Source organism: Rhodopseudomonas sp. WA056 (genome assembly GCF_010906995.1).
Classification (GTDB): Bacteria; Pseudomonadota; Alphaproteobacteria; order Rhizobiales; family Xanthobacteraceae; genus Rhodopseudomonas; species Rhodopseudomonas palustris_G.
The window spans coordinates 27,820-41,619 of sequence record NZ_QPFS01000028.1 but is presented as its reverse complement, the minus strand read 5'-3'; the positions used below and the strand labels follow the sequence as shown (position 1 = coordinate 41,619).

Below are 13,800 nucleotides of genomic sequence, written 5' to 3'. Positions count from 1 at the left end.
CCCCTCGAGGGCGCCCTGCTGGAGCGGATCGCCCGTGCGCTGGAGGGCATTTCCGCCCACCTGGCGGGCTCTTCCGCGGTCCCGGCCGATGCCGCGCTGAGTTCGGCCGAGGCGTTCGTCTGGCAACCGGAGGGGCGGTTGGCGCCGGTTCCCAGGGTCAGCCGGGTCGAGCTGTCGCTGCTGCAGGGTGTCGACCGGATGCGCGACACGCTGATCGAAAACACCGAACGGTTTGCCACCGGCCTGCCCGCCAACAACGCGCTGCTGTGGGGCGCGCGGGGCATGGGCAAATCGTCGCTGGTCAAAGCCGCTCACGCGCATGTCAACGCGCGGCCCGACGTCGCCGGCCGGCTGAAGCTGATCGAGATTCACCGCGAGGACATCGAAAGCCTGCCGGCGCTGATGGCGCTGCTGCGCGCCTCGGACTATCGCTTCATCGTGTTCTGCGACGATCTGTCGTTCGACGGTAACGACGCCTCCTACAAGTCGCTCAAGGCGGTGCTCGAAGGCGGTATCGAAGGCCGGCCCGACAACGTCATCCTGTACGCGACGTCGAATCGCCGGCATCTGCTGGCGCGCGACATGATGGAGAACGAGCGCTCGACCGCTATCAATCCCGGCGAAGCGGTCGAGGAGAAGGTGTCGCTGTCCGATCGATTCGGCCTGTGGCTCGGCTTCCACAAATGCAGCCAGGATGAATTCCTGGCGATGGTGCGCGGCTACTGCGCGCACTACGACATCGCGATCGACGACGACCAGATCCAGCGCGAAGCACTGGAATGGTCGACCACCCGCGGGTCGCGCTCCGGCCGCGTCGCCTGGCAGTTTGTGCAGGACCTCGCCGGCCGGCTCGCGGTGCGACTCGGAGCCGGATAATCGGACTGCGGTTTCCGTCGCCGCCAAGGAAAGTCGGGTCGACTCGGAGGTTTCCGAGTTCGCAACCGGCGGTGCCTGCCCCTACAGTGCCGACAGCGATTCGTGGACAGGCACAGTCACGCGGACGGCCTGTGTCCGCGAGGGCGTCGATGGCGACTTTGGGGGCGAAGTCCGTGCGCAACTCGATCAGCAACTCGATCATCTGTGTGTCCGCCGTGCTGGCCGCATCATGCAGCGCGCACGCTGCGGATCTGCCGCGGCCCCCGGCCGCCAAGGCCGTCGCCGTCTGGAACTGGACCGGCTTCTATCTCGGCGCTCATTTGGGCGCCGGCTTCGGCACCGCCAAGGTCGACAATCCTTTTGGGGCGTCGATCTACGGCGACACCGTGCGGGCGCCGAAAGCGCTGGCGGGATTGCAGGCCGGCTACACCTGGCAAGCCCCCGGCTCGGCCTGGGTGCTCGGCGTCGAAGTCGACGCCTCGGCGATCGACGCCGATGGCACCGACACCTGTCTGGCCTATTCCGGCCAGTTCGTTTCGGCGAACTGTCGGATTCGCGAACACGTTCTGGGCACCCTGACCGGGCGGCTCGGCCACGCCTTCGGCGCGCAGGGCCGTTCGCTGCTGTACGTCAAAGGCGGCGGCGCGTTCCTGATCGGCAATCTGACCATGACGACCAACGCATCGGACTATCTGGCTCAGCCCGGTGCCGAGCTGAACGCAACGCGCTGGGGCTGGACCGTCGGCGCCGGCATCGAGCACGCGCTGACGCCGCGCTGGTCGGTACGGGCCGAATACGACTACGCGAATTTCGGCCGCCGCGGGATGAACACACCCGGCGGCGGATTTCTGCAGACGCCGTTCAACCCCAACACCCTGATCGACACGCCCGGCGCGCCGACGCAGGTGCGTCAGGACATGCATCTGATCAAGCTCGGGCTGAACTATCAGTTCGGCCGTGGCGACGGCGCATTCGATCAGGCGTCGCTGCTGCCGGTGAAGGCAGCCGCCGTCAATCCCTGGTCGTCCTGGCAGTTCGATGTCGGCGCGCGTTACTGGTACAGCCACGGCCGCTATCAGAACGATCTGACGCTCAACACCGTCAACGCCCTCCAGGAGCATCTGGTGTCGCGCCTCACCTACGCGAGCGAAGGACACTCCGGCGAAGTGTTTTGGCGGATCGACAGCCCGCAGAAGCTGTTCCTGAAGGGCTTCGCCGGCGGTGGCGCGCTGGTGGCGGGGAAGATGAACGACGAAGATTGGTTCCCCACCGACCAGCAAAACGCCACGGCGTATTCGAACACGGACCACGGCAAGGTCACAGGCACCATCGCCTATGCGACGCTGGACGCCGGTATCGATCTGTTCGGCAACGCGTCCGGCAAGCTCGGCGTGTTCGCCGGCTACAATTTCTATCGCGACCGCAAGGACGCGTTCGATTGCCGCCAGATCGCGCTGCAGGATCCCGGGGCATTCTGCGGATCGGCGCAAGGCATCTCGATCAGCCAATACGAAGACTGGCACTCGCTGCGGATCGGCGCCAACGGCACCATGACCGTCGCACCGAACACCAGGCTGCAGGTCGACGCCGCCTACCTGCCCTACACTCATATTTCGGCGCTCGACATCCATCACAACAGAACCGACGTCGCCGACAAGAACTCACCGGCCTGGGGCACCGGACGCGGTGTTCAGTTGGAGGCGATCCTGAGTTACGACGTGACGCCGACGTTCAACATCGGTGTCGGCGGCCGCTATTGGGCGATGTGGGCGACCGATGTCGAGACCGCAGGCTTCGGCAGCCCGGTGCCGACCCAGTTGCTGCCGATCCGCGTCGAGCGCTACGGCAGCTTCGTGCAGGCGTCGTACAAGTTCGGCGTCCACTGACCGCAACCAGAGTAGTTCAGTTTCTGATCGAAACAGAGCTGCGCTTCGCAGACTTCGCAACCGGCACGACCTCACCGGTGAGGAGGCGCAACGCGCCGTCTCGACCTCTGCGCCGCAGGCGATGCGGTTCCTCATCCTGCGAGACGCCCTGGTTTGTCGGACCGTCAGATGAGGGCTTCATGCGCTCGGAAAGGGGCAAGTCCGCTGCGATCAATGAGGCGTTGTTAGCTCGACCGTATCGCCATCGCCGACCGCCGGCGGAACTGAAAATGCCCGGCTTTTCGGGCCGGGCATTTCGTCTTCCAGGTATCGCTCAACCAGCGTTGCTCAGGCGCCGTTGAGGAACTTGAGCGGATCGACCGGGGTCGATCCCTTGCGGATCTCGAAGTGCAGTTGCGGGGACGACACGTCGCCGCTCTGGCCGGATTTGGCGATCACTTGGCCGCGCTTGATGGACTCGCCGCGCTTGACCATCAGTTCGCTGGCATGGGCGTAGGCCGAGACGTAGCCGTTGGAATGCCGGATCAGCACCAGATTGCCGTAGCCCTTCAGCTCGCTGCCGGCGTAGGCGACGACGCCGTCTTCGGCAGCCTTCACCGGGGTGCCTTCCGGCACCGACAGGTTGATGCCGTCGTTCGACTTGCCGTTGGTCTTGGCGCCGTAGGCGGCGATGACGCGGCCGCGGGCCGGCCAGCGGAAGCTCGGCAGCGCGCCGGTCGCCTCGGCGGCCTTCACCGGGGAGGCATCGGCCGGGGCCGCGGATTCCGGTGTCTCGGTCGGAGCCACCATCCGGGCCTTCTGGGCGGGCTCGGCCGGCGTCGGAGCGACACTGGCCATCCGCACCGGCGCAGCGGCAGGAGCCGCAGCCGGGGCTGGCGCCTGCGGCTGGGCCGGCGCAGCCGCCGCGACCTGCGCGGTCGGCACGTTGATCTTCATGCCCGGCTTCAGCTTGGTCGTGGTGGTGAGATTGTTGTACCGCGCCAGCTCGCCGAGCGATAGGTTGTTGCGCCGCGCGATGTTGATCAGCGTGTCGCCGTTATTGACGTAGTGGACCCGGGACGCTGTCGGGGCCGGCGCCGCGGTGGCGACCGGACGCGGCGCCGGCGGAACGGCGGCCGGTGCGGCAACCGGCGCAGCCGCCTGGGCGGTCGTGGCGCGGCTCGGAATCACCAATTGCTGGCCAGGCTGCAATCGCCGCGGCCCCTTGTAGCCGTTGGCGCGCAGGATTTCGGCGGTCGAGACGCGATAGCGCTGCGCCAGGATCTCGAGGGTATCGCTGGTGCCGACGATGATCGTGGTGCCTGCAGCCGGGGCCGGTGCGGGAGCAGCCGGCATCGGCCGCGCCGCAGCGACCGAGCGCGGCGCCTGCACCGTCCCGGTCGACTCGATCGGGGCGCGCGGCGGCGGCTCGTAGGACGCGACACCGCGACCGCCGCCGGAGACGCCGGCACCCTGCCCCGCGACCGGATAGGACGGCGGCGCCGAGATCGGCGGCAGAGCCTGCGACTGGTACTGCGGCGATTGATATTGCGGCTGGTACGGCTGCTGATATTGCGGCTGCTGATACTGAGGCCGCGCATATTGCGGCAGCTCCTGCCGCTGCGGCTGACGTGCCACCGACCCGGTGGATTCGACCGGCCCGAACGGGGCCTGCTGGAAGCGTGTCTGCATGTCGGCGCTGCACGCACTGAAACCGACCGACATCAACGCCAGCACCGCAACTTGCGGGGCGCGGCGCGAGCAAAGCAACGCGGCAACGCGGGACATGGTTACTCACTCATACGCAATACGACTGGTAAATTGAGTAAACACCGCGCCAGTAAACAACCGTTTAACCTTGCGCGGAAACCGCTTGTTGACGCTGAGAAATCGAAAAGCCGAGTGCGCTCAGAGCTCGCGCGCGGTGCCGCGCAGCGCGGGTACGAAGCGGACCTCGCCGAGTGCCTTGTGCTCGTCGCCGTCCGGGGAGCGGCGCACCCGCAGCAGCGTCTGCCGCCCGTTCGCTGGCCCGACCGGGGCGATCAGAATGCCGCCCGGATCGAGCAGCTCGAGCAAACGCTGCGGCAGCTCTGGCACCGCGGCGGTGACCAGGATACGATCGAAGGTGCCGGCGGTCTCCGGCAGGTCGAACCCGTCGCCGAATACCACTTCGACATTGTGACAGCCGAGCTCGGCGAGTCGCTTGCGGGCGCGGTCGGCCAGCGTCTTGAAGCGTTCATAGCTCAGCACGTCCCCCGCCAGCCGCGACAGCACCGCGGCGTGATAGCCGGAACCGGCGCCGATCTCGAGTACGCGGTCGCGCGGACGCAACTGAAGCTGCTCGGTCATGTAGGCGACCACGAACGGCTGACTGATGGTCTGGCCGCAGGCGATCGGCAGCGCAGTGTCGCGCCAGGCGCCGTCGCGATAGCCGGGATCGACGAACTGGTCGCGCGGCACCGCCTCCATGGTACGCAGCACCGCCTGATCGCTGATGCCGCGCCGCCGCAGGCTGAGCTGGAACATCATCTTTTCGGGCGGCGGCGCCGCGGGGCTCGGCATCTCGGGTCTCGCGATCAGTCGGTGCGCCGCCCACTCGGGTTCCGGATGGCGCGATTCTCGGCAGAGTGTTGGCGTGCGGAACGAAACCTGGCAAGTGCGGAGCGCCACGCAACGACGTAGGTCGCGCTTGCATTTGCCATCCCGCCGCTTATTTGCGACGGTGTTCGGAGAAGCGCCTTTGCTGCGGATCGGCGCCCGCGACAGCACATTTCGAGGACATCATCCGATGACGACACCTGGCCCGACCGGCGGCTCCGTTTTTCTGGTCGAGGACGAAGCGATGATCCGCATGATGGTGGCCGACATGCTCGAAGAGCTGGGCTTCTCGGTCGCCGCCGAGACCGGCGAGATCAACGAAGCGCTGCAACTCGCCGAAGCCACCGACTTCGACATTGCGATCCTCGACGTCAACGTCAACGGCAAGGTGATCTCGCCGGTCGCCGACCTGCTCAAGGCGCGCAACCGGCCGTTCATCTTCGCCACCGGCTACGGCACCCAGGGCGTGCCGGAAAACTATCGCGATCGCCCCGCGCTGCAGAAGCCGTTCCAGATCGAATCGCTGAAGCAGGCGCTCGACGCCACGCTGCGCGGCGCCGCGTAGTTCCGTCGGATCATCTGCGGTCGCTGCGCCCAACCCATGCTACGCGCTCGTTTCGAGCTTATCCCAGCGTCTTGGTCAGCGCCGCCGAAAATGCCTCGTCGGTGCGGTCGAGGCGCAGCGGCGTCACCGAGACGAAGTTGGCGGCGAGCGCGGCCAGATCAGTGCCTTCGGCCGGCATGTCGGCGACTTTGATCTTCTCGAAGCCGATCCAGTAGTACGGGTTGCCGCGGCCGTCGTGACGCTCGTCGATCCGCAGGAAGCCGGGATTGCGCTTGCCCTGCCGCGTCACCACCACGCCCTTGACCTCGTCCGGCGTGCAGGCCGGGAAGTTGATGTTGACCACGGTGTTCTTCGGCACGCCCGCCGCCATCACCTTGCGGATGATGTCTGGCGCGTGCGTCCTTGCAGTCTCCCACAGCGGCGCGTTGCGGGTCTCGATGGTGAATTCCTGCGACAGCGCGAACGACGGCAGCCCCAGAATGGTGCCTTCGAGCGCACCGGCGATGGTGCCCGAATAGACCACGTCCTCGGCGACGTTGCGGCCGCGGTTGACACCGGACAGCACCAGATCCGGCGCCTTGTCCTTGAGGATGAAGCGCGAGCCCATGATCACGCAGTCGGTCGGCGTGCCGCGCACCGCGAAGTGCCGCGGGCCGACTTCGCGCAGGCGCAACGGATCGTTCAGCGACAACGAATGCGATACCCCTGACTGGTCGAGCTCGGGCGCCACCACCCAGACGTCGTCGGAAAGCGCGCGGGCGATCTGTTCGACCGTCTTGAGGCCGGGCGCGTGAATGCCGTCGTCGTTGGTGCACAGAATCCGCATGGTCGCTGGGACGCCTTTCGTCGGGGATGGGGTCAGGCCGTCGTCTTATCCGCCCCCGCCGCCAGAGGCAAATAGCTGCCCCGGCAGATCAGCGCCTCAGATGCACAGGCCGAGCAGCCGGACCGTGCAATCCCGTGCAGCGGAAGGTTTCGGGAGCTGCTTGCCCCAGGTGGCCGCCGGCTCGGCGGCCGCCTTGGAGCTGGAGGCCGATTTCGCCGCGGGCTTGCTCGCGGATTTGGCCGGCGGCTTCGCTTTCGGCTTCGGTTTTTCGTCGCCGCCGGCGATCACCATCGCCCAATAGGTCCGCCCGCTCGCGCTCGACCTGACGCTGGCGACGCCGACCTTCGAAGCGCCCTTCAGCAACAGGTTGCGGCGGTGACCCGGCGAGTTGATCCACTGCTTCAGCGTGTTCGGAAAATCCGGATAGCCGTAGGCGATGTTCTCGGCGGCGCGCGACGCCTTCGCCGGCGCCACGCGCGAGGTGAACGAGCCGCCGGCCTCGTGGCTGAGGACGTCCTTCGACGCCATCGCGGCGGCCTGCCGCTGCGCGATCGCATTCAGCGCCGCGTCCATCACCACCTTGCCTTGGCCGTTCTTGGCACGAAACTGCGAGATCAGGTCGGCGGGACCGGCGGCGGAGCCAGTAGCAAGTGCGAGGTCTGGTAGACTGGCGGCCATCAACAAAGTCGCGAGTGCAACAAAAGCTCCAAAGCGTCGCGCCATCCCACTATTTTTGCTTTTCAACATTCGTGAGAGATGATGACGTTCCCGATCGGGTCGTCGGAACATCCGACTTCAACGTTTTCGCGCTTGTGGCACGATTCCCGAAATCCCGCTTGGCGGAGGACCAGGTTTCCATTCGTATCGCGGCGCTATTCGCCGCCTTCATGACGGGGGACGCCTTATCCATTTGTTTCATCAGAGACATCCGAGTGCCGACATGACAGCTTTGACCAATCGGCGCGTGCGATAGGCGCAAGATAGGACGATTCCATCTCGGCGACCAGAGAGCCGTACGTTACCCCTTTCGGACCATCTTTCGGAGCCGTCGGTCGCAGAGCATAGCCTTGAGCATCTTTTCGGCGCGTCATATCAAACAGATCGATGAATCGCGTTGGAGCAATTCCGACAAAGGCATCGAACCTGACCGCGTCTTCGTCGGCAAGTCGGTCGTGATCGACCTGAATTGCTCGCTTGTAGAGCTTCTTTGCACGGCTCTTCGGATAGGGCTCAATGTAGACGACCCGCTTGATCCCAGCAGCGATGATGTGCCTTGCGCACATGTGACAAGGAAACGTGGTGCAATAAAGCGTACTATCGCGCACTGAAATTCCGCGCATAGCAGCATCGCATACCGCGGCCATTTCAGCATGTACAATTCGGCCAAACTCTAACAGGCTCGCCACCGTGGTTCCGGCCAACGGTTTCGGCTCGACGTAGAGAGCATCCTGCGCGCGTTCCTCTGCCTTCTTTGCCTTTTTCTCTGCGGTCAACCATCCGGCATCGGCAAGTGCTTCTAACAGCTCAGCGACGATCTCCTTTCGCGTCCCTGCGGCCGCATCCTGTCCCAATTTGTAGTCTCGATAATCACGCTCCGTGCCCGCGACGTCGTCCCAAATAACACCTCCACCAGCCCGCGGCACCTCGTTGCAACCCGTAGCCAGAATTTCCCCAGTACGAGTTGCGATGACAGCGCCAACCTGCCGAGACAGATCGGCCGATCGCTGCGCAGTCGCGCGGGCTTGAAACATCAATAACTCATCGACTGTCGGCGTGATGTAAGGCGCTTGGAATAATAGCTGAACAAACCTTCGAGCATCCTCGCGGAAGGAGACGCCGGCCTTCAGGAATACATCGGCCCTCTGAAAGACGTCTTCCAATCGCTGCCCCAGTTCATCTGATCGCTCTTTCTGATCAGTATCGATGAGGCGTTCAGCGATTTCTCGATGCGCATCGGGATCGGATGAATTTTTACTGCTGGCTATCTTCCGGCATAAATTTTCGATCCGGTGCTCTTTTGGCTCGTATATTGAAACAAGAAGTGCTCGTTGGCCGAACAGCTTCCGCAGCATCTCGAGCTCTTCCTCCCGCTTCAGAGACGACACGATGAAGCAATGTCGTTCCGCGGGCACCGATGGATCATTGCTGTCGTTCAGCCCTGCACGGATCCGATGAATCTCCGACAGGGCAAGCCTTGCAACCGCATCCGCACTGCCGATAATCGCCCGGATCTCATTGCCAGCCTTCATGCTCTCTTGGATGCGCTCGTCTTCTGCCTTCAAGTCCAGGAGAAATTCGAGCCCCGGTATCTGAGCCATGAGCGCGCTTAGCCGGATCGGTACCGGCGTATATCCGACCGAGAGCAGTTCTGAAGCGAGAGCGTCGGAAACTATCGCAGTGTCAGTGCCGACCGCCGCACAAATCGACAGGACCAATTCGGGATAGTAGCGCCCATCGACTGGCGCGATAGACGCATCCTGTGACCTCGAGCAACTCATCGTCGATCTCTGCCTGAAACAATCTGCAAACACGAACTTGCATTGCTTGAAAACCAGCAGTGGTTGACACTATCGAAATCCGACGAACCTTTCTACCCTAAGTAGCAGCCCCAATCACCTTCAGCCCGCCCATGTAGGGCTGCAGCACGTCGGGCACGGCGATCGAGCCGTCTTCCTGCTGATAATTCTCGATCACCGCGATCAGCGCACGGCCGACGGCGGTTCCGGAGCCGTTCAGGGTGTGGACGAAGCGCGGCTTGCCGTCCGGGCCGCGCGAGCGTGCGTCCATGCGGCGGGCCTGGAAGTCGCCGCACACCGAGCACGAGGAGATTTCGCGGTACGCGCCGCCTTCGCCCTGGCCCGGCATCCAGACCTCGATGTCGTAGGTCTTCTGCGACGCAAAGCCCATGTCGCCGGTGCACAGCGTCATCACGCGGTAGTGCAGCCCGAGGCGGCGCAGCACTTCCTCGGCGCAAGCCAGCATCCGCTCGTGCTCGTCCTTCGACTGCTCGGGCGTGGTGATCGACACCAGCTCGACCTTCGTGAACTGATGCTGCCGGATCATGCCGCGCGTATCACGCCCCGCCGCGCCCGCCTCGGCGCGGAAGCACGGCGTCAACGCCGTGAGCCGCATCGGCAGCTCTTTCTCGTCGAGAATGGACTCGCGCACCAGATTCGTCAGCGAGACTTCGGCGGTAGGGATGAGCCAGTAGCCCTCGCCGCCGCTGCCGATTGCGCCGGCGGCAAACTGATCCTCACGAAATTTCGGCAACTGCGCGGTGCCGAACATCGCATCGTCCTTCACCAGCAGCGGCGGGTTGACTTCGGTGTAGCCATGGTCGCCGGTGTGGACGTCGAGGAAGAACTGGCCGATCGCGCGCTCAAGCCGGGCAAGCCCCTTCTTCAGCACCGTGAAGCGTGCACCGGAGAGTTTGGCCGCGGCTTCGAAGTCCATCATGCCGAGCGCTTCGCCGAGGTCGTAATGCGGCTTCGGCGTGAAGCTGTAGCTCGGCTTCTCGCCGAAGCGGTGATGCTCGACATTGCCGTGCTCGTCGGCACCTTCCGGCACCTCGGCGAGCGGCAGGTTGGGAATTTCCGACAGCGCCTTCTTGAGCGCCTCATCTGCCTCTTTCACTGCGGCGTCGAGCGCCGGCATCGTGGTCTTCAGTTCGGTGACCTCGGCCATCAGCGCCTCGGCGCGGGCATTGTCCTTGGCCTTCTTGGCGTCGCCGATCTCCTTCGACGCCGCATTGCGCCGCGCCTGCGCCTGCTCGGCGGCCTGCACCGCGGCGCGGCGGGCTTCGTCGAGCTTGATCAGGCTGTCCGCGATCGGCGCCAGACCGCGCCTCGTGAACGCCGCGTCGAAGGCCTGCGGATTGTCGCGGATCGCTTTGATGTCGTGCATGGAATCGCCTCGTCAGGCCGGGCCCGTCCCGGCCGTCCGCGTGTTGCGGAGCACCGTCTGTAAAAGACGGCAATGCCCGGCACAAGGCCGGGCACGACAACGGAGACAGGTCAGAACTGCCAGCTCAACAGGCCGCGGACCTGATCGCGCCGGGCACGCTCGCCGCGCTGGGCGGCGTAGGACAGTCCGGCACGGGCCTGCGGACCGAGTTGCAGATCGAAGCCGCATTCGACCAGCGCGGTGTCGTGGTCGAGCGGCACGCCGGCGACCGCGAACGGCCCGCCGGTGCTGCGGAACGCCAGATCGGCGATCGCTGCCGTCGTTCCGAACGCATGCTGCCAGGACGCCGCCAACCGGGGCATCGCCACCAGACCGGGCGACAGCGTGTAGCTGGTCGTCAGGCGGCCGCCCAGCGTCGAATAGCCGATATCGTGGTTGTGGCCCGTCCCCGCCAACGCGGTGATGCCGCCGCCTTCGGTGAACGCATCGCGATGCAGATGCACCAGCGCCAGCCCGCCGAACGGCTCGGCGACGGCCTGCCCGACCGCCACGCGGTAGCCGATCTCGCCGAAAGCCTGCGCGGTGGTCGCATCGTAGCGGGCGCCGGCGATGTCGGCGACGCCCGGGAAGCTCACCGAGCGGCTGGTCGACAGCGTGCTGAAGCTCGCCGAGGCCGCCGCGCGCAGCCGCCACGGGCCGGCCTCGCCGGACGCGTAGCCGGCCAGATGCGCGGTATCAATACCGGCGGAACTAGCGCGGTCGCGCACCGTCACGGTGGAGTTAGTGGAGCCACCAGCGAGGCCGACCTGCCAGCCGGAGCCGAGGCGGTAATCGACGCCGCTGACGAAGCCGGCAATCGACGTGCTCGCCTCCGCCGCATTGCCATCGCTGCCATTGCGGCCCCAGGTGCCGATGCCCTGCGCCCAGACGCCGGCGCCGGTGGCGAGCACCGTGTCGGTGCCCCCGCTCTGCCGCATCCGCCCGAGCACCGCTTCGCGCAGCAGCAGGCTGTCGTCGAGCAGCGCGGATTGGGCGCTGGCATGAACCTCGCCGGACAGCGCGTCGAACACGCGCGGCGCCCCGGCGGTCGATTGCGTGGCGATCAGCAGGCCGAGCCCGCTCGCCGCTGGACCGGCGTCGAGCGCATTGGCGACGGCGGCCTGATTAGCACTGGTCGCCAGGCTGGCGAACGGAACGGCGTTGCGGGTCAGCGTCAGCGTCACCGTATTCGCCGTGGTGTTCAGCGACGCGGCGAGAAACGGCAGATCGTCGGTCACCGCGCTTGCGAAGCTGCCGGTGATGCCGCCGGCCGCGGTGAGGATCGGATAGGCTTGGCCGAGGACCGGGCTGTGTCCGATCAGGCCGGCGATGACGGCGCCACCCGACAGGTTCGCGGTGCCGCCGACCTGGATCAGATCGGCGGTGCTCCCCTCGACCTGAGCGAAGTAAGTGGCGCCGGCCGATACGCTGAGATTGCCCGAAACCTGGATAGTTCCGACCGAATGACCGGGCGACACGACCGAGCCGCCGCGCAGATCGAGCGAGCCGAACGTGCCGGTGCCGCCGAGCCAGCCGGCGTTGGTGAAGGAGCCGCCGCCGCTGAAGCTGCCGTCGACCACGCCGGCGTTGTAAACGGTGCCGTCGTTACTCAGCGCGCCTGTGAACGTGCCGCTGCGGCCGACCACGAAGCTCGCCCCGGAGGCGACCCACAGCGGCCCGAGCAGGCTGCCGCTGAGACCGAGCGTGCTGCCGCTCTGGACCCGGGTGCCGCCGGTGTAGGTGTTGGCGCCCGCCAGCACCAGCGTGCCGGTGCCTGCCAGCGTCAGTCCGCCCGGACCGGAGATATCATTGCTCCAGACATCGAACGCGTTGAGGCCGCCTTGCGACGCATCCATCGTCACGGTGACGTTGCTGCGGAACGCGCCGTAGCCGCCGGCTGCCGCATAGAGGTTGATCCGCGCCCAGCCGCTGCCGTTGTCGAGCGGCCCGCCCGACGGCAGCTCGGTGGTGGCGAGGATCTCATCGAGCTGCGCGGTCGTCAGATACGGATAGCGCGTCGCGATCAGGTAATGCGCTTCCGCGGGCACTACGGGCGCAAGATCGGTCGGGCCGACCGACGGAAAATCGTAGGTAAGAAACCGCCGATAGGCCTGCGCCTGCTGCTGATAGCTCGCGGCGGTCGGGATCACGCCGCTGCTCAGGCAGGCGATCAGATCGGCGCACGCCGACGCATAGGGCGAGCCCGCGCCGCCGCCCAGGTACGTCTGCATCTCGGTGCTCAGCGACGGCAAAAGCGTGGTGTTGAAGTCGGCCGAGGCATACAGCGGATTACCGGCCAGCATGTTGGCGGTGACGTAGGTCGCCATGATTCGGCCGCCGATCACGTCGAGCGGATAGTGCGCCGCATAGACGTTGAGGTCGTACGAGAACTGCGCCGCCGCCATGACGAACTGCTGATAATAACCCGGCGCCAGGATCGCGAACGGCACCGCGTTGGAGGTGGCGAGCATCGTATGGGCGCTCGGGAAGTCGCCGACCTTCGAATCGCCGAGTGCCCAGTTGATGTTGTAGGCGCCCGGAGTCTGCTGGTTCTGCCACGCCAGATAGGACGAGTTCTGCGGCGTGAACGGGTTATTCAGGATCGCCGCGGAGACCTGATACGGCGGCGGATTGCCGTAGCTGTCGGTCTGGCCCGGCAGATAGCCGTAGGCGTTGCCGTAGACGTCGCTGGTGCCGAAATACGGCTTCATCGCGACGATCTGATTGCTGCCGATTATCGCGGCTTCCATCTTCAAGATGGAGGGCGGCAGCGTCGGTGCCGTCGGAATTCCTTGCGCGTTGTAGCCGTAGGCCGGATTGCCCGGGAAGGCGCGCAGCAGCACATTGGCCGGCACTGCGGGCAGGATCAGCACGGTGCCGGCGGCGATCTTCTCGGCCTGAGTCGAGTTCAGATAGATCTCGACCTGCTTATTGAGATTGGCATCGAGCACTGCCCGCCCCTGCGCGGTCGCCGGCAGGTTGTTGAACGGGGCCAGCAGCGCTTCCTGATCGGCGGCCTGCAGAGCACAGATTCCCGTGCAGCTCGGCTGCTGCTGGGCCCGCGCGGCAGGCACCGCCACGATCGATGCGACCAATGGCAGAGTCAGCAGGATCGTGTCTCGATATAC

The 13,800-nt window shown here is 65.7% G+C and carries 10 protein-coding genes; 3 read left to right on the top strand and 7 right to left on the bottom strand.

The genetic code is table 11. The features are described 5' to 3' along the window. Positions 1–15: 15 nt before the first annotated feature. Both DU475_RS08290 and DU475_RS08285 read left to right on the top strand, forming a co-directional pair. Positions 16–876 carry an ATP-binding protein gene (locus DU475_RS08290; RefSeq protein WP_246700277.1) on the top strand — a complete coding sequence of 287 codons (861 nt, stop codon included), beginning with the start codon at positions 16–18 and terminating at the stop codon, positions 874–876. A 149-nt stretch (positions 877–1,025) separates the two neighbouring features. Further along, positions 1,026–2,762 carry an outer membrane protein gene (locus tag DU475_RS08285; RefSeq protein ID WP_205524280.1) on the top strand — a complete coding sequence of 579 codons (1,737 nt, stop codon included), beginning with the start codon at positions 1,026–1,028 and terminating at the stop codon, positions 2,760–2,762. 327 nt (positions 2,763–3,089) lie between these two features. Here DU475_RS08285 and DU475_RS08280 read toward each other — a convergent pair whose 3' ends face one another. After that, entirely contained in the window at positions 3,090–4,529 is a 1,440-nt protein-coding gene (locus DU475_RS08280; protein WP_013502373.1) for a peptidoglycan DD-metalloendopeptidase family protein, read from the bottom strand. Between the two features lie 120 nt (positions 4,530–4,649). Beyond that, the gene (locus DU475_RS08275) at positions 4,650–5,303 is read right to left on the bottom strand and encodes a protein-L-isoaspartate(D-aspartate) O-methyltransferase (protein WP_047307829.1); all 654 of its coding nucleotides are present in this window, start codon (positions 5,301–5,303) and stop codon (positions 4,650–4,652) included. A gap of 226 nt (positions 5,304–5,529) precedes the next feature. Between DU475_RS08275 and DU475_RS08270 the strand changes: the two genes are divergently transcribed. Further along, a complete protein-coding gene (locus DU475_RS08270) occupies positions 5,530–5,904 on the top strand; it encodes a response regulator (protein WP_013502371.1) in 375 nt (124 codons plus the stop codon). Positions 5,905–5,962: 58 nt separating this feature from the next. Here the strand turns inward: DU475_RS08270 and surE are convergent, their stop codons facing one another. From surE to DU475_RS08245, 5 genes are all read right to left on the bottom strand, one after another. After that, positions 5,963–6,730 (bottom strand): 5'/3'-nucleotidase SurE, encoded by a 768-nt coding sequence (gene surE, locus DU475_RS08265; protein WP_013502370.1) that lies wholly within the window; start codon positions 6,728–6,730, stop codon positions 5,963–5,965. Between the two features lie 96 nt (positions 6,731–6,826). Beyond that, a complete protein-coding gene (locus DU475_RS08260; RefSeq protein ID WP_013502369.1) occupies positions 6,827–7,408 on the bottom strand; it encodes a CAP domain-containing protein in 582 nt (193 codons plus the stop codon). Between the two features lie 224 nt (positions 7,409–7,632). Beyond that, positions 7,633–9,228, bottom strand: coding sequence for an anti-phage dCTP deaminase (locus DU475_RS08255; protein ID WP_013502368.1), 1,596 nt, complete (start codon positions 9,226–9,228; stop codon positions 7,633–7,635). Between the two features lie 97 nt (positions 9,229–9,325). Continuing rightward, complete coding sequence (gene serS, locus DU475_RS08250; RefSeq protein ID WP_164631657.1) at positions 9,326–10,633, bottom strand: serine--tRNA ligase; 1,308 nt, start codon at positions 10,631–10,633, stop codon at positions 9,326–9,328. Between the two features lie 110 nt (positions 10,634–10,743). Then, a complete protein-coding gene (locus DU475_RS08245) occupies positions 10,744–13,767 on the bottom strand; it encodes an autotransporter domain-containing protein (protein WP_205524279.1) in 3,024 nt (1,007 codons plus the stop codon). Between the last annotated feature and the right edge of the window lie 33 nt (positions 13,768–13,800).

Excerpts from the sequence above, each read along its gene's own strand:
- DU475_RS08270 (WP_013502371.1), top strand. The coding sequence starts at position 5,530 with ATGACGACACCTGGCCCGACCGGCGGCTCCGTTTTTCTGGTCGAGGAC.
- DU475_RS08280 (WP_013502373.1), bottom strand. The coding sequence starts at position 4,529 with ATGTCCCGCGTTGCCGCGTTGCTTTGCTCGCGCCGCGCCCCGCAAGTT.
- DU475_RS08255 (WP_013502368.1), bottom strand. The coding sequence starts at position 9,228 with ATGAGTTGCTCGAGGTCACAGGATGCGTCTATCGCGCCAGTCGATGGG.
- surE (WP_013502370.1), bottom strand. The coding sequence starts at position 6,730 with ATGCGGATTCTGTGCACCAACGACGACGGCATTCACGCGCCCGGCCTC.
- serS (WP_164631657.1), bottom strand. The coding sequence starts at position 10,633 with ATGCACGACATCAAAGCGATCCGCGACAATCCGCAGGCCTTCGACGCG.
- DU475_RS08260 (WP_013502369.1), bottom strand. The coding sequence starts at position 7,408 with ATGGCCGCCAGTCTACCAGACCTCGCACTTGCTACTGGCTCCGCCGCC.
- DU475_RS08275 (WP_047307829.1), bottom strand. The coding sequence starts at position 5,303 with ATGCCGAGCCCCGCGGCGCCGCCGCCCGAAAAGATGATGTTCCAGCTC.
- DU475_RS08285 (WP_205524280.1), top strand. The coding sequence starts at position 1,026 with ATGGCGACTTTGGGGGCGAAGTCCGTGCGCAACTCGATCAGCAACTCG.